18 protein-coding genes and 1 pseudogene are annotated in these 20,000 nt (G+C 71.7%); 10 read left to right on the top strand and 9 right to left on the bottom strand.

All coding sequences use genetic code 11. The features are described from left to right. Positions 1-19 precede the first annotated feature (19 nt). Positions 20-1,423, top strand: coding sequence for an FAD-binding oxidoreductase (locus tag ACNJ93_RS29600; RefSeq protein ID WP_418960522.1), 1,404 nt, complete (start codon positions 20-22; stop codon positions 1,421-1,423). 61 nt (positions 1,424-1,484) lie between these two features. Here the strand turns inward: ACNJ93_RS29600 and ACNJ93_RS29595 are convergent, their stop codons facing one another. After that, a complete protein-coding gene (locus ACNJ93_RS29595) occupies positions 1,485-2,552 on the bottom strand; it encodes a threonine/serine dehydratase (RefSeq protein ID WP_418960521.1) in 1,068 nt (355 codons plus the stop codon). A gap of 379 nt (positions 2,553-2,931) precedes the next feature. On the opposite strand from ACNJ93_RS29595, the gene ACNJ93_RS29590 reads away from it, so the two are divergent. Further along, positions 2,932-3,744 (top strand): hypothetical protein, encoded by an 813-nt coding sequence (locus ACNJ93_RS29590; protein ID WP_418960520.1) that lies wholly within the window; start codon positions 2,932-2,934, stop codon positions 3,742-3,744. A 255-nt stretch (positions 3,745-3,999) separates the two neighbouring features. Further along, the gene (locus tag ACNJ93_RS29585) at positions 4,000-5,334 is read left to right on the top strand and encodes a PQQ-binding-like beta-propeller repeat protein (protein WP_418960519.1); all 1,335 of its coding nucleotides are present in this window, start codon (positions 4,000-4,002) and stop codon (positions 5,332-5,334) included. A 73-nt stretch (positions 5,335-5,407) separates the two neighbouring features. Here ACNJ93_RS29585 and ACNJ93_RS29580 read toward each other — a convergent pair whose 3' ends face one another. From ACNJ93_RS29580 to ACNJ93_RS29555, 6 genes are all read right to left on the bottom strand, one after another. Then, positions 5,408-6,028 carry a hypothetical protein gene (locus tag ACNJ93_RS29580; RefSeq protein WP_418960518.1) on the bottom strand — a complete coding sequence of 207 codons (621 nt, stop codon included), beginning with the start codon at positions 6,026-6,028 and terminating at the stop codon, positions 5,408-5,410. 166 nt (positions 6,029-6,194) lie between these two features. Continuing rightward, on the bottom strand, positions 6,195-7,472 hold the full coding sequence (locus ACNJ93_RS29575; RefSeq protein ID WP_418960517.1) for an HTTM domain-containing protein: 1,278 nt from the start codon (positions 7,470-7,472) through the stop codon (positions 6,195-6,197). 1 nt (position 7,473) lies between these two features. Next, on the bottom strand, positions 7,474-8,016 hold the full coding sequence (locus ACNJ93_RS29570) for a DUF5819 family protein (RefSeq protein ID WP_418960516.1): 543 nt from the start codon (positions 8,014-8,016) through the stop codon (positions 7,474-7,476). Between the two features lie 371 nt (positions 8,017-8,387). After that, a complete protein-coding gene (locus ACNJ93_RS29565; protein ID WP_418960515.1) occupies positions 8,388-9,176 on the bottom strand; it encodes a hypothetical protein in 789 nt (262 codons plus the stop codon). 339 nt (positions 9,177-9,515) lie between these two features. Continuing rightward, complete coding sequence (locus ACNJ93_RS29560; protein WP_418960514.1) at positions 9,516-9,806, bottom strand: hypothetical protein; 291 nt, start codon at positions 9,804-9,806, stop codon at positions 9,516-9,518. Between the two features lie 173 nt (positions 9,807-9,979). Continuing rightward, positions 9,980-10,975 carry a helix-turn-helix domain-containing protein gene (locus tag ACNJ93_RS29555; RefSeq protein ID WP_418960513.1) on the bottom strand — a complete coding sequence of 332 codons (996 nt, stop codon included), beginning with the start codon at positions 10,973-10,975 and terminating at the stop codon, positions 9,980-9,982. An 83-nt stretch (positions 10,976-11,058) separates the two neighbouring features. Between ACNJ93_RS29555 and ACNJ93_RS29550 the strand changes: the two genes are divergently transcribed. The 4 genes and pseudogenes from ACNJ93_RS29550 to ACNJ93_RS29535 all read left to right on the top strand — a co-directional run. Then, on the top strand, positions 11,059-11,940 hold the full coding sequence (locus tag ACNJ93_RS29550; RefSeq protein ID WP_418960512.1) for an NAD(P)-dependent oxidoreductase: 882 nt from the start codon (positions 11,059-11,061) through the stop codon (positions 11,938-11,940). A gap of 171 nt (positions 11,941-12,111) precedes the next feature. Next, entirely contained in the window at positions 12,112-13,476 is a 1,365-nt protein-coding gene (locus tag ACNJ93_RS29545) for a Fic family protein (protein WP_418960511.1), read from the top strand. Between the two features lie 98 nt (positions 13,477-13,574). After that, on the top strand, positions 13,575-13,922 hold the full coding sequence (locus ACNJ93_RS29540; protein ID WP_360641535.1) for an antibiotic biosynthesis monooxygenase family protein: 348 nt from the start codon (positions 13,575-13,577) through the stop codon (positions 13,920-13,922). A 64-nt stretch (positions 13,923-13,986) separates the two neighbouring features. Further along, positions 13,987-14,223 (top strand): annotated as a pseudogene (locus ACNJ93_RS29535) (IS1182 family transposase); the annotation flags it as partial. A gap of 109 nt (positions 14,224-14,332) precedes the next feature. Here the strand turns inward: ACNJ93_RS29535 and ACNJ93_RS29530 are convergent. Then, entirely contained in the window at positions 14,333-15,004 is a 672-nt protein-coding gene (locus ACNJ93_RS29530; protein WP_418960510.1) for a DUF2238 domain-containing protein, read from the bottom strand. 245 nt (positions 15,005-15,249) lie between these two features. Then, positions 15,250-16,185 carry a LysR family transcriptional regulator gene (locus tag ACNJ93_RS29525; protein ID WP_418960509.1) on the bottom strand — a complete coding sequence of 312 codons (936 nt, stop codon included), beginning with the start codon at positions 16,183-16,185 and terminating at the stop codon, positions 15,250-15,252. Between the two features lie 102 nt (positions 16,186-16,287). On the opposite strand from ACNJ93_RS29525, the gene ACNJ93_RS29520 reads away from it, so the two are divergent. The 3 genes from ACNJ93_RS29520 to ACNJ93_RS29510 are packed head-to-tail and all read left to right on the top strand — an operon-like array spanning position 16,288 to position 19,744. After that, positions 16,288-17,232 carry a DMT family transporter gene (locus tag ACNJ93_RS29520; RefSeq protein ID WP_418961574.1) on the top strand — a complete coding sequence of 315 codons (945 nt, stop codon included), beginning with the start codon at positions 16,288-16,290 and terminating at the stop codon, positions 17,230-17,232. Between the two features lie 41 nt (positions 17,233-17,273). Next, positions 17,274-18,848, top strand: a complete 1,575-nt coding sequence (locus tag ACNJ93_RS29515) for a leucyl aminopeptidase (protein ID WP_418960508.1) — start codon at positions 17,274-17,276, stop codon at positions 18,846-18,848. After that, positions 18,845-19,744, top strand: coding sequence for a PhzF family phenazine biosynthesis isomerase (locus ACNJ93_RS29510; protein WP_418960507.1), 900 nt, complete (start codon positions 18,845-18,847; stop codon positions 19,742-19,744). Before ACNJ93_RS29515 ends, ACNJ93_RS29510 begins: the two co-directional genes overlap by 4 nt. The last annotated feature ends 256 nt before the right edge of the window (positions 19,745-20,000 follow it).

Raw genomic sequence — 20,000 nt, 5'->3', positions numbered from 1 at the left:
TTGCTCTGCGGAGGCCGCCGTGACCCAGCTCACCGATCATGCCGTCAGCCTGCTCAGGGGCGGGATCAAGGGAGAGGTCCTCGGGCCGGAGCATCCTGAGTACGACGCCGCCCGCTCCGTGGCCAACGGAGCCATCGACCACCGGCCCGCGCTGCTCGTCCGCTGCGCCGAGGCCGCGGATGTCGCCGCCGCACTTTCCTTCGCCCGTGACGAGCACCTCGAGGTGTCGGTCCGCTGCGGAGGACACAACCCGGCAGGTGCCGCGGTCTGCCCCGACGGGCTCGTCGTCGACCTGACCTCGATGCACACCGTCACGGTCGATCCCGAGGCCCGCACCGCCCGCTGCGGCGGCGGAGCCACCCTCGCCCGGCTCGACGCCGCCACCCAGGCGCACGGCCTCGCCGTGCCGGCCGGCACCATCAGCCACACGGGCGTCGGCGGTCTGACCCTCGGCGGCGGCATGGGCTGGCTCACGCGCCACCACGGCCTGACCATCGACAATCTGCTCGGCGCCGAGGTCGTGCTGGCCAACGGCACCCTGGTGCACGCGTCGGCGCAGGAGAACCCGGACCTGTTCTGGGCGCTACGAGGCGGCGGCGGGAACTTCGGGGTGGTCACGGCCTTCGACTTCGGGCTGCACGCGGTGGGGCCCGAGGTGCACGTCGGCATCTTCTTCTGGGACATGTCGGTGGGCCGCGAGGCGATGGAACTGATCCGCGAGGTGGTTCCGGCCATGCCGCCGAAGCACAGTGTGCTGGTCGGCATCGGGCTGAACGCCCCGCCGGAGCCCTTCGTACCGGTCGAGCACCAGGGCAAGCTCGGCCACGCGCTGATCATCGGAGGTTTCGGAAGCGCGGAGGAGCATGCCGCGGCAGCCGCCCTGCTGGACGGTGGGCCGCCGAGGCTCTTCGAGATGCGGACCCCGCTGCCCTACACGCACCTGCAGAGCATGCTCGACGAGTCCTCGCCGTACGGGATTCTCGACTACGAGAAGGGACTCCCCGTCACGGAGTTGACCGACGACGTGATCGCGCTGCTGAACGAGTACCTGCAGCGCAAGACCTCGCCTCTGACCTTCTGCCCGACCTTCCGGCTGGACGGTGCCTTCACCGAGGTCGACGAGGACGCCACGGCCTACGGAAGCCCGCGCGAACCCGGTTACATGATGGCCCTCACCGCCCTCACCTTCGACCCGGAGGATCTGGTGGCCGACACCGCCTGGGTCAGGGCGCTGTGGACCGAGCTGCTGCCGCACGCGGTCGGCCCCGGTGGCTACGTCAACTTCATGACCGAGATCGAGGAGGACCGCGTCCGGGCGTCCTACGGGCCGGAGAAGTACCAGCGGCTGTCCCGCATCAAAGCCAAGTACGACCCGGAGAACGTCTTCCACCGGAACGCCAACGTCACGCCCGCCGCAGGCTGACGCACCATCACGCGCGAACAGTGAGTTCCTCCTGGACGGAGCGAGGCACGCGGCCACGGAGTCACTCCCGGCCGGGGGCCTGCGATGTCCGGGCGACCAGGTCGCTCGGGTCGGTGTTCGCGCCGCAGACCACGACGGCGACCTTCTCCCCGTTGCCGGGAACGTAGCCCTGGAGCGCGGCAGACCGGTTTCTCGGCAGCTCCCGCTCCGGGGCGTGGGCGGGCGGGGTGAGCAGCGCGGCCAGGGCGGTGGCCGCGCCGTGCTCGACGGCGAGGCGGTGGTGGTCCCACAGCAGCTGCCGTGCGCGGCTGATCTCGGCGTCCGGCACGAGGACCGAGGTGACACCGTCCTGCTGGGCGGCGTGCAGGGCCATGGCACCGGCCCGGCGGGCGCCGAGGGAGTCGGCGGCGATCGAGTCGACGGTGACGTCGACGGGGCGTCCGGCCTCCAGGGCGGCGTTGAGGGCGCGGCAGTTCTCCGGCTCGACGGCGACGGTGCGGATGCCGTGGGCCTGGGCGGCGGTGGCGATGCCGGCGAACAGGCCGCCGCCCCCGACGGCCACGACGATCGTGTCGAGGTCGGGGATCTGCTGGTGGATCTCGTCCATGAGCGTGCCCGCTCCGGCGGCGATCAGTGGGTGGTCGTAGGCGTGCGAAGGGAGGGCGCCGGTGGTGGCGGCGAAGTCCTCGCAGGCGGCGAGAGCTTCGGCGTACTCGTCACCCACGAGTCGTACGTCCGCGCCGTAGCCCCGCAGCTTGTCGACCTTCACTCGGGGTGCGGTCGCGGGCAGGAAGACGGTGGCCCGGACGCCCTGCTGCTGGGCGGCCCAGGCGCACGCCAGTCCCGCGTTCCCGCCGGAGGCGATCGTCACGCCCGCCTCGGGCAGCGCCCCCGCCTCGCGTTGGGCCTGGATGAAGTTCTGCGCGCCCCGGGCCTTGAAGCTGCCGGTGTACTGCATGAACTCCAGCGCCAGGTACAGCTCGTATGCCTGCCGCGGGTGCTCGCCGAGCGGGTCAGGTTGCGCGGTCCTGAACGCTCCCGGGTCGACACGCGTGACGGTCACGGGGCGGACGTGGCCGGCGATGCGATCGGCGGCGGCCTTGACGTCGCCGTACATCAACTCATGCATGCTTCTTGCTCCTGCAGGTCGTCACGATCGGGCGATGAGCCGGCCCGTGGTGGTGAGGCCGAGCTCGTCCCGGCCGGCGTGTGCGTTCCCCCCGGCCGGGACGATCAATCATGGGGCGCGCGACCCTCCATGCGATACGGCGCCGTGGTCCGAAGCATCGTCATGTGCGGGCGCGGCCCGGCGCCGGCGAGGGAGCACGATCGGTCGCCGCCGGTTCCGGGTGCCGACGCTGCCAGAGCAGGGCCGGGGCGACGAGCAGCACGACGGCTGGGGAAATGGTGGGCGCCGTCACGACCAGTACGCCCCACACCCCGAAGGGCCGAACGAGCGGGGATTCCAGGGGCTGACCAGAACCGCGCCCCGCTCTACGATCATGCCCATGCCGACCTCCATCTCCTCCCTCCCGGTCCTCCGAGGCCGGGGCGGGGCCGTCCTGTCCGCCGATGACATCGGACTGGTCCTCGACCTCCCGCGCGAGCAGGTCACGTTCACCCCCGACGGGCTGCGCCGGATACGTGCCGAGGGGCGCTCGGTCCTGATCGAACTGCGGGCGAAGGCCGGGACGACGCCGCGCGTCCACCGCATCGACGACGTGGACGAGGCCGCGGCCACCGCCTTCGCCGACGGGGTCAACGCGATCCTGGCGAACCGGACGGACAGCGACGACGTCGACGGGGCCCCGTTCGCCGTGGTCCGCTCACTCGCCCCCACCTGGCGGACGAGGTTCCACCGCCGGATCCTGCGCGGCGCGCTGTGGCACCTGCTGGCGCTCGTCGTCCTGTGCGTGGTGGCCGGCGCGCTGGGCACGTGGGATCTGGTGCTCCTCACGGTCCCGATCGGCGGCTTCGCCTGGCTGGGCCTGTGGCTGGGCCTGTACGGGGTGATCCGCGCGCGGCGGGAACGCTGGCTCTACCGGCACGGCGTCACGGTGACCGCCACCCGCGCCACGATGTCCCGCGGGGCGTACGTCTACCCGGACGCGACCGGCACGTACCGCGGCTTCCTGCACGGCGAGGCCGGCCCCACGATCACCGTGGCGCACCCCCCGGAGGACCCGGCGGACGTGTTGGTGCCGGCGCCGCCGTTCACCCACCTCGTGAACACGTACGCAGGCGCCGTCCTGGTCCTCGGCTGCAGCGCCTTGATCGTCCTCCACGCCGTGATGGCGGCGGACTTCCTCCTCGACGGCTAGGGGGTGTCCGGAAAGTCCCGCCAGGCGTCGCGAGCCAGGCGGGACTTTCCGGACACCCCCTAGGTCCGAGGTCTTCGACAAGGGCGGTTGATCGCTTGCGCCGGCGGGCGGCCCGGCTGTCGTGGTCGTCGGGCCCGTCGCCCGTACCGCGGTACGAACGTCCCTTCCTCACTCGTGACTCCCGTCCTTATGATCATCGGGACTGGGAATGTTCGACGTGCTGTTTCCGGCAGCGTCGCGGTGGGGGGAGCGGCTGTGGCCGAGAGAACGGATGACGGCGCGTCTTCGCGCGGAGGACGGATCGGCTGCGCGCTGCTCCTGGGCGGTGCGGCCGTGGTCCTGATCGGTTCCCTCACCGCCGGATGCCTCGCCTTCATGGACCGCTTCCCGGGCGACTCCATGGACATCGCCTGGGAGACCCCGGCCGACAGCAAGGACTCCGAGCAGGGCAACGGCGCCTGGCTGGCCGGCGACACGCTGGTGCGCAGCCGCTTCGACGCGGCTTCCGGCTACGACGCCCGTACCGGCAAGCGCGTCTGGGACTACCGGCCGCCCGGACGCTCCCAGATCTGCGTCGCCGAGGCCGACGTCGAGAACTCCGTCCTGCTCGTCGCACGAGACGACGAGAACCGCCCCGCCGCGGCCAGGCGCGAGCTCTGCACCACCGTCGCCGCCATCGACATGAAGAACGGACGCGAGATCTGGCGCGCCCCGCTGCCCGTCAACGCCGACGACTCTGGCCTCGATCGCCGGCCGGTGGCCGCGGGAGGCGGTCTCGCCGTGATCGCGGACAAGGGCCTGCGCGCCGTCGACCTACGCACCGGAAAGACCCGCTGGACGGCGGCCGTTCCCCAGAACTGCGTCCCTGGCGAGGCCGCACCGGCCGAGCGCCACGTCGCCGCCGTCCTCGCCTGCGGCGACCCCAAGAAGCCTCGGCGGGACGGTGACATGCCCGAAGACGCGGAACTGCACGCGGCCGCCTTCGCGCCGGCCACCGGCGCACTCCTGTGGTCCACCCCGCTCGGCGACCGCGAGCCGGTCGGAGCGAACCAGGTCTCCTCCATCGTGTCGGCCGACCCGCTGGTCGTCACCGCAGCCTCCGGCGGTGGGGACAGGACGTTCGGGTCCTACTACTCCTTCGGCAAGGACGGCCGACCCCATCCGCCCATCGATTACGACAGCGAGCACGGCCACCTCAACGACAAACTGCGCGTGGCAGCGGTGGACGGCACCAGGCTCTACGCCCTGGCCGGCTACTACGGCAAGGGCGGCACCCGGCACCGCGCGGTCGCCTTCGACCTGGCCACCGGTGAGCCGGCCTGGAAGGCCGACCTCGGCGACCTCCCGGGCATCAACCTGCGTCTCCAGGACGGCAAGGTCACGGTGCTCGTCAAGGGCAGCGCGACATCGGCGGTCCCGGACGAGGACCTGTACGTCCTCGACGCCGCCACCGGCAGGGAACGCGACTCCCGCAGCTTCCACGACGCCGTGGCCCCGGCGGACGAGCTCTTCGACTACGAGGGCCTGCTCATCGTCGCCCGCACCGGCATCTCTTCGGTGCCCGCCTTCACGGCGTACGAACGCTCGTGACCCCGTGACGCCGGCTCGCCCACTCACAGCGCCTTGCGCCGCCCACCACTGGGCAGGGCTCGGTCGCGCAGGTTCAGGACGTGGGTGCGTCCAGCTGCCGCTCCACCCGGACCTCGGTCACGCTCACGCCCTCCGGAGCGCCGAACGCCTCGACCATCACGCTCCGGTACGTACCGGTGGCCTCCAGAGCCACGTGGTCGGCGCCCACGCGCAGGTCGAGACGTACCACGGGCTCACCCCCGAAGTCCGGCATGCGGTGGATCCGCGCCTCCGGGTAGCCCAGGTTCGCCAGCCCCGCCCGCAGTTCCTCGTACGTGGCCGTGTCGGTGCCCGAGAACGCGTTGTAGATGCGCGAGGCATGCTTCCCGGCGACGCACTCCTCCTCGGCCGTCAGCGGCACCTCGTCGACCAGGACGGGCATGGTGGAGTCGGGTACCGGCTCCACCGCGGGGCCGTCGGCCGTGGCGGACGGTGCCGCCGGATCGTCGCCGTTGCCGGAGACGTCCGGAGCGCAGCTCTGGTAGATGAGGTCCGCCAGCTCCAGGAACCGCATTTCGGCGGCGTCGTCGTCGCTCGCCGCGGCGACGCTGATCATGGAGGGCCGGTCGGCTGGAGTGTGCTGCGCGCCGAGGCCGCCCAGGACGACGACGCCGCCGAGCGCGGTCACCAGAAGGGACTTCGGGAGAATGTTCATTCGCATGGCTGTACGGTGCTGCCTGCGGGCCACCGCCCACATGAGTACCCGTACTCAATCCGACGGAGCATCAGCTGTCGGACGACGACCGCGCCGGCGGTCACTCTCCTTGGTCCCGCCACCTCGGCCCGGCGGACGCCGGTAACGCGTCGACGCGGCCGCGTGCTCACGCCTTGCTCGCGGGTTCCGGAGTGACCGGCTCCTCTGCCTGCGTCTGCGCGTCGGACTCCTTCGGGTGCACGGCGTCCGGCTCCCTCGGCACCGTCGTGTCCGGGTCGTGCGAGACCGGGCCGCCCGACCGCCGGCCGACGAGCCGTCCGAACCGTCCGAACCGTCCGAACCGTCCGAACCGCGTACGCAACCCGAGCAGCAGCGCTGTAGGCAGGAACACCGCGTCGCACACCACCATGACCAGCGACAGGAAGGGGATGCCGAGAAGGACGGCGATGCCGAGGTGCTCCATGATCATCACGGCCAGCAGCACGTTCTTGACCTTGCGGCTCCCGAGGGTGAACGGGAAGGCGACCTGCGCCGCGACCGTCAGGTAGGTCAGGGCCAGGACGAGCACGGCGTTGGCCGAGACGGCGGCCGAGAGCCACGGCCATGGGGTGAAGTAGTCGAGGTGCAGGGCGTAGTGGAGGGCCGAGCCCTCCTGCCAGCGAACCCCCTGGATCTTGTACCAGCCGGCCGTGGAGTAGATCAGGCAGACCTGGGCGGCGATCACCAGCATGGCGGCGTTGTGCAGCATGGCCGCGCAGCTGTCCAGTACCGAGCGCACCTCGTGCTCCGGCAGCCGGCGGTTCACCACGTACCACACGCCGTGCACCGCCCACAGCAGCCACAGGACCAAGGGCCAGCCCGGCTGCGGAGGAAGACCGAAGGCCCAGAAGAGCAGGGCCCCTGTCACGGTCCACAGCACGATCCCGGTCCGGTCGGCGGGCACGCGCGGTTCCCGCGCCTCCGTGCTGCGGGCCCGGGCGGCGCGGGCGCGGCGCGCGTCCAGCGACCACACCTCGGCGCAGCGGGTGAACACGAGGTAGATCACCATGATGCGGATGATGTTGTCGCCGCCGTCGCCGACCAGGGTGTTGCGGTTCTCCAGCGACATCACCCCCACCATGAACAGGATGGTCGTCGTCCTGGTGCGCCAGCCGGCCATGACGGCGAGGGCCGCCATGATCGTCAGGCCGTAGACGAGTTCGAACCAGAGCCGGCCGCCCCACCAGCTCAGTACGCTGAAGGTCCCCTCCTGCTCGATCAAGGTGAGGGCCATGTCGTACGACAACGGGCTGCGGTCGCCGAAGAGCACGCGGCGGTGCGGCCATTCGCGCAGGAGGAAGGCGGCGACGACGGCGGCGAATCCGATCCGGAACACCGCGGCCTGATAGGGCGCGCGCGTGGTGCAGAGGAACCGGCCGAGCCGTTGGAGGGGTACGGTGCTCAACTCACAGCTCCCTGTAGTCCTGGTCGGTCACCGGCCACCAGGGCAGCACCCGGTAGGCGGTGGTGTCCGAAGCCTTCTCGTGGTGCCACGAGGGCGGTGGTACAGCGGTGAAGCGCCCCGCGAGCTGGAGTCCGACGATCCGCCGCCCCTGCCACTCGCGGCCGATCCGCTGGAGGACGACGCGCTTGAGGTAGGTGCGGGACAGCTCGCTGAGCGGGCCCCGCCGCGGGCGGTCCTTGGGGCTGTGGCTGTTGACGTAGCCGTCCCACGCCCGACGGAGCATGTTCTGGTGGGCATGGCTGGGCGCGAGATTGCCCCTGATCGCCTCGATGTCCTCGGCGGTGAGGTTGACCCACTCGGAGAGGGTGGAGGTCCCGTTCTCGCCCGCCGTGCGCAGCCGGACGCCGACGGCTTCGTTGCGCTGTTGGGGATTGGGGGCGAACAGCCTCCAGTCCTGACCGAATTCCGGCTGCACGTAGGCGTCGATACGTGCCCGATGCTTGTTGCTGACGGCATTGGCCGGAGCCAGACTCAGGAACACCATGGCCAGGTGCGTCAGCACAGCGCCCGCCAGCAGGACGGCGGTCAGAGCGAGTGCCGCGACCGACCACGGGGACCTCGGGGGGAGGCTTCCCCCGGGAGAAGCGATGCTCGCGCCGGAGTCCGGCGCGGACCGCGGTGGGGGGAACACCGTCGTGTCGGTTGTTCCGCGCTCCGGGTGCTGGGGGACGGCCCGTTCGCCCGTGTCCCTGGATGGTTCCATCGGGTTCCTTCAGCTCCGACGGCTCGTGTGGTGAGCGGTCGCCGCCCACCACACGAGCCATGTGTTCACTGCCTGTCTGTCGCTGATCCGCGAGGCGTCAAGCCGTCGTCAGGCCGGCAAGCGGCCTGACGCGTGCGTGCCGACGGCCTGCGTCAGCCGCCGTTCGCCTCGTCCGCGCTGAACGGGCAGGTGGCCCCGGCGTGGTCCGGGCTGGTCCACTGCAGGCCGGCCGCGTCGCTCAGCAGGTCGGCGATCTGCTCCCTGCGCTCACCGGGCGACGGCGGGCCCTGGTAGTACTCGGCGTTCAGCAGCATGTACCGCAGGGACGGGTTGAGCGGCGCCCCGTTCATCTCGCCGACAGGCGAGAGCACGAGGGGAGCCTCGTCCGGGAACGAGGCGAGGTAGGCCGATCCGGGCGGCACCGTCAGGGCCGGGTTGTACTGCGTGTCCCCGCGGTTCGGGTCCATCCACGCGCCGGGGTTCTGAGCCCAGTAACCGGGCGAGCACCACTGGTTCTGGGGAGGCGTGGTGGTGCCGTTGGTGGTGGGCGGGGTGGTGGTGCCGTTGGTGGTCGGCGGAGTGGTGGTGCCGTTGGTGGTCGGCGGAGTGGTGGTGCCGTTGGTGGTCGGCGGAGTGGTGGTCCCGCCGATGAGGCCGATCAGACCCGTGGTGACGTCGCCGATCAGCTTCGGGCTGAACACCACCTTCTGCGTGCAGTACCCGAACGTCTTGCCCTGGCAGCTGTGGTCCAGGTCGTTCTTCTCGACGTGGATCTTCTTGCCGCCGTGTCCTCCGTGTTCCTTGTCCCCCTCCGAGGGCTGGTACGAGCGGGTGTGGGCCGCGCCGGGGTGGTGCAGATCGATCGCCTGAGAGATCGCGGTCATGCCCACGGAGAGAGCGCCGACGGAAACCGCGACGACGAGGGCCTTGATGGAGCGCATGAATTCCCTTTCTTCTCGAATGAGAGGAAATGACGAACCTGGCTCTCTCAGAACGAAGGCCGAAAGCACCGGTCACCACGGCCTGTCCGCCAAACGAACCACCTTCAGGCCCTTTTCGCCTGAATGGCTCATTCGCGCCCTGGTCGGACCCGTCGCGCCGAGCGCGCGGCGCGCGGCCTCGACGTTTGCGCTCCCGGCCGGCGGCTCGGCGTCGGACGTCGTCGGGCGCGGGCCGGCCGTCGAGGGGTGCTGGTACGAGGTCCCTGTCGGCGGGTGACGGTACGAGGTCCCGCTCGACGGGCGCGGCGGGCGATGAACGTCCGGTGCGCCTCCGGCGACTCAGTCGGATGGATGTCCCTGTGGTGCAGCGAGGTGCCCGGCCCCGGTGCGGGGCCGGGCAAGACGTCCGTCACCAGCGCTCATAGCGCCGTCGACGCGACTGCGGACGACGCTTCCGCCGACGAGCCAGGTGTCGTTCCCGCCCTCGGCGGCCTCGCCGTCACGCGGCGCCTCCCATACGGTGGTCATCGCGTTGAAGGGCAGGTAGCCCGGCATCACGAGGTGGACGAAACCCATGAGGAAGGCGAGCCCGAGGGCGGCCACGACGGTCACGGCGGGGAGGCGCCCCACCTGATCGTCGGTCCTCCTCGAACGGCGCCCGCGCCCCTCGTCATTCGTTCCGTCATACGACCCCACCCCTGGTTCCGACTGGCGAAAAAGAACAGGTCAGGTGATCTACGTCCAGCAGAGGCCATGCGGTTGCCGCGCCAGGCCCCCGCCCACTGCCATGGACCGCCTCCTCGTCAACGGTCCGTCGAAAGTGGCCCCGAGGGCCTGAACGCCCGGCGGTACGCGGTGGGAGTGACCCCGACGCTGCGGGCGAAGTGCCGGCGCAGGTTCGCCGCCGAGCCGAGCCCGCACTGCTCGCCGATCCGCTCGACGGGCAGGTCGCTGCGCTCCAAGAGCGTCTGGGCGCGGGCGATCCGCTGCTGCAACAGCCACTGCAGCGGGGTCGTACCGCAGAACTCCTGGAGCCTGCGGTGGAAGGTCCGGGGCGACATCCGCGCCCGGCGCGCCAGTTCGTCGACGGTCAGCGGCTCGGCCAGCCGCTCGGTGGCCCACTGGAGCACCGGGCCCAGGCTGTCGTCGTCGGTGGGCGGCAGCGGCGCCTTGATGAACTGGGCCTGGCCGCCGGTGCGGTGGGCCGGCACGACGAGGCGCCGGGCGAGCTGCCCGGCGACGTCCGCGCCGAGGTCCCGGCGGACCAGGTGCAGACACAGGTCCAGGGCCGCCGTCGCCCCGGCGCTGGTGAGCACGGAGCCCTCGTCGGTGTAGAGCACGGAGTCGTCGACGACGACCCGCGGGTGGCGGGCGGCGAGTTGGGCGGAGTGCTCCCAGTGCGCGGTGGCCCGCCGCCCGTCGAGCAGGCCGGCGGCGGCGAGCGCGAACGCGCCGGTGCACAGCGACACCATCCGGGCCCCGGAGTCGGCGGCGGCCCGCAGCGCCTCGACGAGTTCGGCGGGCACCTCCTCGCCGTCCTCCACGACCGCGTCGGGGACGGAGGGCACGATCACGGTGTCCGCGCCGACCAGGCCGTCGAGTCCGTGGTCCGCGCGCACCGAGAAGACCCCTGCGTCGCCGCTCTCTCCGCACATCCGCAACTCGTACCAGGGGTCGGCGAGATCGGGCTGCGGGATGCCGAAGACCGCGCAGGCGAGGGAGATTTCGTACAGCTCCCACAGCGAGGTCCCGACCCGGGGATCCGGTACGACGGCGACGGCGACGACTCCTGGGCGCATGCCGCGACCCTATGGCAGGAATGGTGCGGGCGGCGTCAGTCCTGCCACTGTCGGCCGGTTTCCGCCGCTGAGAGCGTGAAGCCATGAACGACCACGTGAACGCCAAGCCCTCCGTCACCGTCCTCGGCCTCGGCCAGATGGGCGCGGCCCTCGCCGGCGCCCTGCTCGCGGCCGGCCACCCCACAACCGTCTGGAACCGCACCCCCGCCAGGGCCGAACCGCTCGCCGCCCGCGGGGCGGTGCACGCCGCCTCCGTCGCCGAGGCCGTGGAGGCGAGCGAGTTGGTCCTGGTGTGCGTCCTGGACTACGCCGCCGTACGCGAGCTGCTCGCCCCGGTCGCCGGCCGGCTGCGCGGCCGGGTGCTGGTCAACCTCACGACGGGTTCGCCGGAACAGGCCCGGACGGAGGCGGAGTGGGCCGCCGAGCACGGCGTCGGGTATCTGGACGGCGGGATCATGACGACGCCCCCCGGTGTCGGCGACCCGGCCAACATGTTTCTCTACAGCGGCGACCCGGAGCTGCTCGCCGCGCACCGCGCCACCCTGGCCGTGCTCGGCGACCCGGTCGGCCTCGGCGCGGACCCGGGGCTGGCCTCCCTCTACGACGCGGGACTGCTCGGCCTGATGTGGTCGGTCTTCGGCGGCTGGCTGCACGCGACGGCGTTGGCCGGCGCGGACGGGGTGGCGGCCCGGGACTTCACGGCGGTCGCGAACCGCTGGCTGAGGACGGTCGCGTGGTTCATGACCGGGTACGCGGAGCAGATCGACGCGGGCGTCTACCCCGGGGACGACGCCACGATCGACGTCCAGATCGCGGCGATCGGCCACCTCCTGCACGCCAGCGCGGACCGCGGCGTCGACACCCGCCTGCCGGAGCTGCACCTGGAGCTGATGCGATCGGCCGCGGCGGCGGGCCACGGCGGGGACAGCTATGCCCGGATCATCGAGGAGTTCCGGAAGAAGTAGCACGCGAGGGCGAAAGGGCCGTCGCCGCTCCCCCGTGGACTGACGGCCCTTCACCGTGGAAGGCGGATGACCAGTACCAGTGGATCCGGACGGCACCGGAGGGCGGGCCCCCGTCCAGGGAGTTTGTCATTCGCTTGAACGACAGCAGGGTGGACGTGGCAGGCTTGCGCGGTGATCGTCGAACTGTCCCCGCATTCTCTGACCTGGGACGACGTGGATCCCGCCCGTCACTTCTTCGACAGCGCCTCGGCTTCGCGGGTGGTGCGCTCGCTCGGGCCCGCCCTGAGGGTGCCCAGCCGCCCCGACATCCCCTTCGGTGACCCGGCGATGAGTACCTGGGTTTGGGGCGAGGGAGAGCCCTGGGCCGACGCCATGTCGCACGCGCTCGCCGAACGCTACGGTCGCTGGGCCCTGGGCTGGCGCTGGGCGCACGACGAAGGCGACTTCGACGGCGGCCCCGTCGGGAACTGGTGCTGCCCGCGAGACTCGATCAGCACACCGCAGGAGACACTCGACCGTGTCGTCGCGGCGCTGTGCGAGTGGCGCGAGTGGCTGGAGAGTCTTGCCGGGTGGTTCGACGCGTACCCCTTCGAACTGACCGAGGTCGGGGACCAGCGCATCGTGTGGGAACGCGCCGCCCGGAACCTGATCCTGCACGTGACCGACCGCACCGGATGCGGAAGTGGCTGGCACGGACACTGCCGTCAAGTGCTCACCTGGTTTCTGAGCCGCTGGGGGGTCGCTCCCGACCGCGCGCAGGAGCTGGTCGACGAGGCGATCGGCGGGCGGTTCGCGAGCTGGACCGGACCCGACCCGGCGCTGGTCGAGGATGTCGCGCAGCGCCTCGCGCTGTCACTACGGCCTGACGACGGCGCACGATCCGCCGAGCCCGCGCCGCAGGACCACCTCGAGCGCTGGCTCGTGGTGCGCGAGAACGTGCCCTGGCATGAGGTGTCACAAGACAGCCTGGACGACCCGGTCGCCCCGTCCCTCGATGGCGCGGCGGAGGACGTTCGCGCCTTCGACGGCGCCTTGGACCCCGCCCGCGCACAGGGCCTGCTCACCGCCCTGGAAGTGCTGCGGGCCGACGCGGCGCGCGGCGCCGGCCTCGACTTCGAGCTGCTCCAGCGCTGGCAGCACCATGTCCTCGGCTCAACGCAACCGCCCCCGTTCCGCGACCTGCCGGCCTTCGCCAAGGGAGGCCGGGAGCGCTACGGCATCGGCCCGGACACCCGAGCCCGCCTCGACGCCTGCCTGGCCGAGAGCGGCCGCCATGTCGAGCGGCCTCTTCCCCTCATCGGCCGGGCCGCACGGGCCTATCTCGACGTGTGCTTCTTCCACCCGTTCGACGACGGCAACGCCCGGGCCGCCTTCCTCGCCCTCGTCTTCGTCCTCGCCCGCGAGGGTGTCGCGCTCGACAGCGTCAGCTTGCTTCGTCGCGTCAGCTTTCGCGCCGACGAGCCGCAGGACGCTCTCATCCTCATGCGGTACATCGGCCGTCACCTCTCGCAGACCCGGCACAACGCCACCTCCTAGGAGCGCGGGTCAGTAATGAGCAATGGGGTTGTGGGTTCAGGTGGGTGCGCGAGATCGTTTGAGGCGATACCCCCGTCGCTGCCTGTTGGAGGACCTCCGTGGCCGATCTTGCGCCCGCATCGCTGCCAGCCCCGCCCTACTACGCGGTGGTGTTCACCTCCGTGCGGACCGCTGGCGACGAGGGCTACGGGGACAGGGCCGAGCAGATGCTGAAACTGGCTGCCGACCAGCCGGGTTTCCTCGGCGTCGATTCGGCTCGCGGCGCGGACGGTCTGGGGATCACGGTGTCGTACTGGAGCGATGAGGAGTCGATCGCGGCCTGGCGGGGTCACGCGGAGCACGCGCTGACCCGTGCACACGGGCGCGAGCACTGGTATGCCTCGTTCGCGGTCCACGTGGCCAAGGTTGAGCGCGCCTACGGGTTCCTCCGCCCGGCAGATCTGTAGGTGCCACGGCCCGCCCTCGTCATCTTTCGCGTGGAATGATGACGGTATGCGTGGTGGGGACGGGCTGTTCGAGGTCGAGCCAGTCGGGAAGAAGCCGCAGGTCCGTCCGGCGGCGGACAAGCGGTTCAGGGCGTTCGACCCGCACCAGGTTCTGCTGCTGCCACCGTCGCTGGACGACTGGCTGCCCCAGGACCACCTGGCCCGGTTCGTGGCCGAACTGGTCGACGAGGCCCTGGACCTCGGGCCGGTCCCGGCCGACCACACCGACAAGCGCGGCTACCCGCCCTACGACCCGAGGCTGCCATCGATCACGGCCAGCTGACCGCTTACCCGTTACTGGGGCACGCTCCTAGAGGTTGGGCACCAGGGCGTGCTCGGGTCCGTACACCGCTCCAGGCCGAGGGGGCGGTTCAGTCCTTCACGGGGGGCGTGAGGCGGCCGAGGCTGCGGTCGTGCAGGCGGCTGAGGAGTATCAGTGAGCAGGTGGCGCCGATCAGGGCGCAGAACATGTCCCACTGGGTGTCCCACACGTCGCCCTGGGTGGCCAGGAACGCGTCGGCGGCCTGTCCGCCGATCACGGCCGCCGCCCACTCCAGCATCTCGAACACGGCGCTGAAGGCGAGGCAGCCGCAGACGGCGAGCGGGGCGAGCCAGCGGCTGCCGCGCAGCGGTGAGGTACGGACGAGGAGTTCGCGGACGAGGACGGCCGGAACGAAGCCCTGCATGAGGTGGCCGAAGCGGTCGTAGGGGTTGCGCTCCAGGCCGAGCCAGTCGCGCACCCAGTCACCTGCCGGGACCTCCGCGTACGTGTAGTGCCCGCCCACGACCAGGACCAGAGCGTGCACTGCCAGCAGACCGCACAGCAGGCCGCTCAGCGGAAATCTCCGACGCAGCAGGATCACCAGCGGCAGGCCCACCATCACCCACACCGTCTCCAACAGCCACGTGGTCGAGTCCTTGGCACCCCACGCGGACAGCGCAAGCGCCGCGGCGACGCCGACCGCGAGAACGGCAGGCAGCCGGCGGCCGGGGTGCGGTCGTGCGTCCTGCACCGGGCTGACGGTCGGGTGGGTGGCGGACATCGTTGGCTCCTCGTGATTGGGGTGTGCTCATCCTTGGGTCAGCCGCAAATTCCTGCCATGAGTGCACGTACTCAAGCGCCCGGCGCGGGTACCCAGTTGGAGCTCAACAAGAAGCGGGGGAAGCACCCAGGCTCGCGAACCGGCCTCACGGCCTGCTGACCCAGAAACCGACGGAGGTGCTCCCGTGCTGGGTTCAGCCGGTACCCCGCGCGGGGTGTGCGGGCCGGGTCCGGTCCGAATGGTGACTACGAGGCTTGTTCCTCGCGGCCTTCGCCCCTGGCCGCGCTTCCCGGACCGGCCGACTCTCGGAGGGCGTCGAGGAGTGTGCGCAGGACGGGCTGGTCCAGGGAACCGGTCCGGATCACGGCGTGGATCGCCCTGGCCGGCTCGGGGTGTCGAACGCGGCGGACGGCGACGCCGGGGTGACGGGCGCTCAGTCCGAGCCGCGGGACGAGGCTGACGCCGAGGCCCGCGGCGACGAAGCCCTGCGCAGTGGCGTAGTCCTGCGACGTGGCCGCGAAGTCCGGGCTGAAGCCGGCCGCGGCGCAGGCGTCGGTGACCGGGGTGAGGCAAGGGCCCGGAGGCTCGCTGCGTACCCAGGGCTCACCGGCGAGGTCGGCGAGGTCGAGGACGCGCTTGGCGGCGAGCGGATGCCCGGTGGGCAGCACCGCGCGGTACGGGTCGTCGAGCAGGTGCACGACCTGGACGCCCTGCCGGGACGCGTCGGGCGGCGGCTGGACGACCAGGGCCAGGTCGGCGTCGCCCCGGTACACCTCCGCCAGCGCGTCGTCGGGATCCGCCAGCCTCGGGTCGATCGCCACCGCCGGGTGCTCGCGGCGCACGCGGGCCAGGGCGGGCGCCAGCAGGGTCGGCCCGACGGAGGCGAAGTAGCGGACGGTCAGGCGGCCCTCGCGCCCGGCGCGCAGATCGGCCAGGGCGGTCTCGGCCTGGGCGAGGTGCTCGCTGATGACGGCCGTGTACTGGGTGAGCAGCAGTCCGGCCGCCGTGGGCCGTACCCCCCGGCCGACCCGTTCGAGCAGCGCGATCCCCGCCTCCTTCTCCAGCGCCGTGATCTGCTGGCTGATCGCGGAGGGCGTGTAGCCGAGATGCGCGGCCGCCGCCGTCACCGAGCCGCTGGTGATCACGGCGCGCAGGACCTGCATACGTCTCACATCAATCATGTAGCTCAGCTTAAGGGAGCTGCAGAACCTTTCGCTTGTCCTTCGGGGTCGGCTACGGGAGCGTTCGTAGGGACCGATCGGGAGGTGGTCGTGAACGGTGTCATGGACAGAAGCCGGGCCTGGGTGCGCATCGGCGTGCTCGCGCTGCTCTGGGGCTCGACGTTCCTCTGGATCGAGGTGGCCCTGGAGGCGCTGACGCCGGTGCAGGTGACGTTCGGCCGGTGCCTGCTCGGGGCGGTCACCCTGCTGGCCCTGTGCCGGGTCTCCGGTCGCCGGCTCCCCCGCAGCCCGGCCGTCTGGGGCCGGGTCTTCGTTGCCGCCTTCTTCTGCAACGCCCTGCCGTTCGCCCTCTTCAGCTTCGGACAGCAGAGCATCGACTCGGGTGTCGCCGGCGTCCTGAACGCCACGACCCCGTTGTGGTCCCTCCTGCTGGGCGTGGCCGTCGGCACCGAGGGCGGTCCGAGGCCGGCGCGACTGGCCGGACTGCTCCTGGGGTTCGCCGGAGTGGTGCTGATCTTCGCGCCGTGGCAGGCCGGGGAGTCGGTCGGCTGGGGAGCCCTGGCCATCGTCGGCGCGGCGGCCGGTTACGCGGTCGGTTTCCTGTTCATGAGCCGCCGGCTGGTCGGCAAGGGCATCCCGACCATCGCGCTGTCCGCGGCCCAGCTCGCCGCCGCGACCGTCCTCACCGCGCCGACCCTGGCGGTGGGCGGTCTGACACCGATCGACATCACCCCGAGGCAGCTGATCGCCACCGTGATCCTCGGCGTCGTCGCCACCGGCGTCACCTTCCACCTCACCTACCGGAACATCGCGGCCGAGGGCGCCACCAACACGGCCGCCGTCGGCTACCTCCTGCCCGTGGTCTCGGTGGCCCTCGGTGTCGTCGTCCTCCACGAGGACTTCAGCCTCCGGATCGCCCTCGGGATGGTGGTCGTCCTCGCCGGCGTGGCCCTGACGCGTCGATCGGCATCGGCCGGGCGGTCGTCGCCGGCCGGCCCTCCGCTTCCCCGTCCTCTCTCCCGACACGAACAAGGCGTACGACAGTGACAGCAGAGATAGGAGCGACAGCAGAGATGGACACGCCGTCGATGGCAGAGCCGACGGTCGCCGTCGAGTCCGTCCCCTCCGTGCCCGTCGATTGCGTGGTGATCGGCGTCGCACAGAGCGCCGACGGGCCGGGGCCTGTGCCGGTGCTGGGCGCGTGGGTGAAGGAAGCGTTCGGCGACAGCCCGCCCCGACTCCTCGCCGCGTTCGGCGTCACCGGCGCCCAGGGCGAAGCGGTCCGGCTGCCCGCCCCCGCCGGTGTCCAGGCCGGCCTGGTCCTCGCGGTCGGCCTCGGGCCCGTGGTCCATGACGGTGCCGGCTACGACGCCGAGGTGCTGCGCCGGGCCGCCGGAGTCGCCGCACGCACCCTGGCCGGCGCGGACCGGATCGCCCTCGCGTTCCCGGTCACGACCGGCGAGGCCGTGGAGGCGGTGGCCCTGGGCGCCCTGCTGGGTGCGTACGAGTTCACCACGTACCGCACCACCCGTCGGACAGCACCGGTCCGTGAGGCGACCGTCCTCGTGGCCCCGGCCCTCCGGACGTCCGCGGAGGACGCCGTCCGGCGCGCCCGCATCCTCGCAGAGGAGCTGAACCGGGCCCGCGACCTCGTCAACACCCCCGCCAACGACCTCTATCCGCAGACTTTCGCCGACGCCGTGGCCGCCGCGGGCCGGGAACACGGAGCGGCCGTCCGGGTCCTGGACGAGCAGGCCCTCGCCGCGGGCGGCTACGGCGGAATCCTGGGCGTCGGCCAGGGGTCGGTACGACCCCCGAGGCTGGTACGGATCGCCCACACCCACCCGGAGGCCTCGACGACCCTGTCCTTCGTCGGCAAGGGCATCACCTACGACTCGGGCGGCATCTCGCTCAAGCCCGTCGGGGCCAACGAGATCATGAAGCGCGACATGTCCGGCGCGGCAGCCGTGTTCGCCGCGGTCCTGGCCGTCGCCCGGCTCGGCCTCGCCGTCGACGTCACCGGCTGGCTCGCGCTGGCCGAGAACATGCCCTCCGGCTCCGCCTTGCGCCCCGGGGACGTCCTGCGGATGTACGGCGGCCGTACGGTCGAGGTGCTCAACACCGACGCCGAGGGACGCCTCGTGCTGGCCGACGCGCTCGTACGGGCAGGCGAGGAACAGCCGGACGCCCTCGTGGACGTGGCCACCCTGACCGCCGCGACCCGGTTCGGCCTGGGCGACCACGTCTTCGCGGTGATGGCCGACGACGACGCCTTCCGCGAGCACGTACTGGCCGCCGCTCGAGCGGCCGGCGAGCGGGCATGGCCGATGCCGCTGCCACCCGAACTACGCCCCAGCCTGGACTCGGGCGTGGCCGACCTGGCCAACTACGGGGCCCGGATGGGCGGCGGGCTGGTGGCCGGTCTCTTCCTGCGGGAGTTCGTACCGCCCGGCGTCCCCTGGGCGCACCTCGACATCGCCGGACCGGCCTTCAACGAGGGCCGGCCGCACGGCTACACACCCAGCGGCGGCACGGGCTGCGCCGTGCGCACCCTGGTCCGGCTCGCAGCGGCCGCCGCGACCGGATTCCCCACGCCCGAGAACGGCATCCCTGGGCGGTGGCTCCAGCCGGCGACTCCCGGCCGCGGAACGGAGGACCGATGAGCGTCCTGTACCAGGTCGACGCCTTCACCCGTACACCCTTCAGCGGCAATCCGGCCGGGGTGGTGCTGACCGCCGACGGCCTGACCGACGCGCAGATGCTCGCGGTCGCGCGCGAACTGAACAACTCGGAGACCGCCTTCGTCCTCGGCTCCGACGGCCCCGACCACGATGTGCGGGTACGGTTCTTCACACCCACGACGGAGGTGCCGACCTGCGGACACGCCACAGTGGCCACGCACTTCGCCCGCGCCGTCGAGTACGGGCTGTCCTCCGGCTCCCTGGTGCAGAAGACCGGTACCGGCCTGCTCCAGCACGTACGGGTCCACCGCGACGGCGACCACGTGCGGATCACCATGCGGCAGGGCGAGGCCGTCTTCGGTCCCGAACTGGACGGCGACCAGGTCGGAACGCTCCTGCGCGCCCTCGGCGCGGCCCGTCGGGACCTCGCGGACGCCGGCCCCGTGCAGATCGTCTCCACCGGACACGCCAAGGTCCTGGTCGAGCTCCGCGACCGCTCCACTGTGGATTCTCTGCGGCCTGACCCCGCCGCGCTGACGGCCCTGAGCCGCGAGATCGACACCAAGGGCTTCTTCGTCTTCACCCGGGACACCCGCGAGGAGCACCTGCTGACCTGGTCCAGGATGTTCGCCCCGGCGATCGGCATCCCCGAGGACCCCGTGACGGGAAACGGCCACGGCCCTCTGGGGGCGTACCTACTGCGACACGGCATCGTTCCCGCTCCGGACGGCAGACTGTCCTTCACGGGGCGGCAGGGAGCGGCCATGGGACGGCCCGGGGACGTGCGTGTCGATGTCGAGACGGCGGCCGACGGGGGGCTCCTCGTCTCGATCAGCGGAACCGCGGTGACGGCGTTCCGCACGGAGCTGCCTGTGTGAACCGGCGGCGGCGAGGAGGCAGATGGCCGGCTCAAGGTGGCCCGCGCGCCCGCACGCCCCCCCCGCGCGCCCGCACGCCCGCAGGGGCTTGATCGGCGTTTCGGCCAATCACCGTTCGCCGTACTCCTGTTGTGGGTGGCGGGTCGATGTACCCCTCACGCTCCCTCGGCCCCACCATCCCGGGATTTCGTGCCCGACCGAAATACACACGTTCGATATCCCAGCCGGCTCGTTGAGCTTCGTGAACCGCCCCGCC

This window comes from Streptomyces tritici, assembly GCF_048500665.1.
GTDB lineage: Bacteria > Actinomycetota > Actinomycetes > Streptomycetales > Streptomycetaceae > Streptomyces > Streptomyces tritici.
Note: the sequence above shows the minus strand (reverse complement) of the source record. Positions and strands in the feature narration are given on the sequence as shown.